1 pseudogene is annotated in these 1,668 nt (G+C 61.0%); it reads right to left on the bottom strand.

The window, feature by feature from the left end:
* Positions 1-1,668: pseudogene (locus QSK31_RS48410) on the bottom strand (hypothetical protein); the annotation flags it as partial.

The following is a 1,668-nucleotide window of genomic DNA, read 5'->3' as shown; positions in this document are numbered from 1 at the left end:
AACCCACACCCGCAACGGCACCATCAACACCCGGCTGCCGCACGCCCGAACCATCCCGACCACCACCGGTGATCTCGACCGCCGCCGGGAAGAACCGCTGCTGCTGGTAGAAGCCACCCCCGCCACCGCCACGACCACCCGAACCGGACATGCCGGGCCAGTTAGCCACGTCCGGGCCGCCGTCATCGAAGTGGGGGTAGTCGTGGTCGCCACCGGTGGGGTTAGGAGCAGCAGGCGCCGAGGACGGGGGGTACGGGTTGAAACCGGTGTAGTCGAAGCCGGTACCGGTCAGCGGCTGAGGATCGGCAGACACCGAAGACGAGGGGTACGGACCACCGGAGACACCCGGCCAGTCAGGCAACGGCGCAGGAGTCGAGTAATCGGGCTCGTAATCCTCGTAATCCTCGTTTTCCAACGCTATCCGCTGTGAGTCCTCCTGCGAATACGGCCGCTTTGACGGCGCTACCTCGCCCTCGCTGGCCGGCCACCGTTCCCATGTCTGATAGTCGATATACCACACAACATTAGAACGGCTATAACGCGAGTGCAACTGCTTGACTTCGTCCCAACTCCACGTCTGAGGCCTATTTTTAATATTGTAGGTCGTCACGTCACCGCCCGGCCCACCCGTCCCGGGGGCAACCAAATACCTCTGCCTTCTCGAATAGTCCTCCTTTTGGCGCCGTGATCTCCGCTCGTCCGCTGACTCCCGCTCCCGCCTCCTCAGGGCGTATGCCCTACTAGAGGCTCGCTTTTTCTCTAACTCCTCTTGCGTAGGGTACTCTCGTTTCCTTCTCCTTTCCTTCTCCTGCCTCTCCTGCCTCTCCTGCCTCTCCTGCCTCTCCCGCTCCTGCCCCTCTCTTTCCCATCGTGGGAGGTCGGGATGGAGTGCACCTGTCGCCTTGAGCTGGCCATGTCGCTCTCTGATCGCGTCAGCATTCCGGCCGGACAGCAAAACGCCGAAGTAGGCCAGCTCGTGCACCTCCTCCGGAGAGGCTTCACCCTGGCGAAGTTTTCTCAACCTTTGCCCAACCTTGACGCCGTCTACCACATAGTCCGTCGGCATTCTTCTGCCTTTTAGGGCGGTGAAAGCGCTGCGGAAGTAAGGGGCGTAGTGCTTAGTAAGGAAAACGGTTGGTTCGCTTTCCGGGACACCGCCCATGGTTTGCAGTAGTTCAGCCTCGGACTCACGCACCTGGGCGGGCCTTACGTCGCGCTCCCGAGCCGTCTGGCTTCTCTGCTCTTGTGCCCGTCTTCCTGTGTAGTCGAAATCTGGATGGTATATGTTATCTGCGTCGTTCGTCGCGATGAGACCGTCAAGAGTGTCTTTGTCCGGGTGGCCCGCAGGTAGTTCCTTCCGGAACAGGGCGAACACGTCCAACTCCGCCTTGCTGAATTCTTTCATCCCTTTCGCGCGCTTCCACCGCTGATGGACTCCGATGCCCGCATCATCGTCTGCTTTACTAGAGGCGATGTTCGTGCTTTGTCGCTTCAGGATTGCTCTCTGGAACCCTGCTGCCCATTCTTCGCCGGTCCTGCCTCCGGTGGGGTAGGTGTGTGTGGGTGGGTCGGTCAGGGCGTCGAGGGTGTGGCCGTCGGAAGGGGTGCGGGTTTGGTTGTCGTCTGGTCCGAACACGGCCTGCTGGTGGTGGATGTCCCATTGGGCGA

Source organism: Actinoplanes sp. NBRC 103695 (assembly GCF_030269485.1).
Taxonomy (GTDB): Bacteria; Actinomycetota; Actinomycetes; order Mycobacteriales; family Micromonosporaceae; genus Actinoplanes.
Note: the sequence above shows the minus strand (reverse complement) of the source record. Positions and strands in the feature narration are given on the sequence as shown.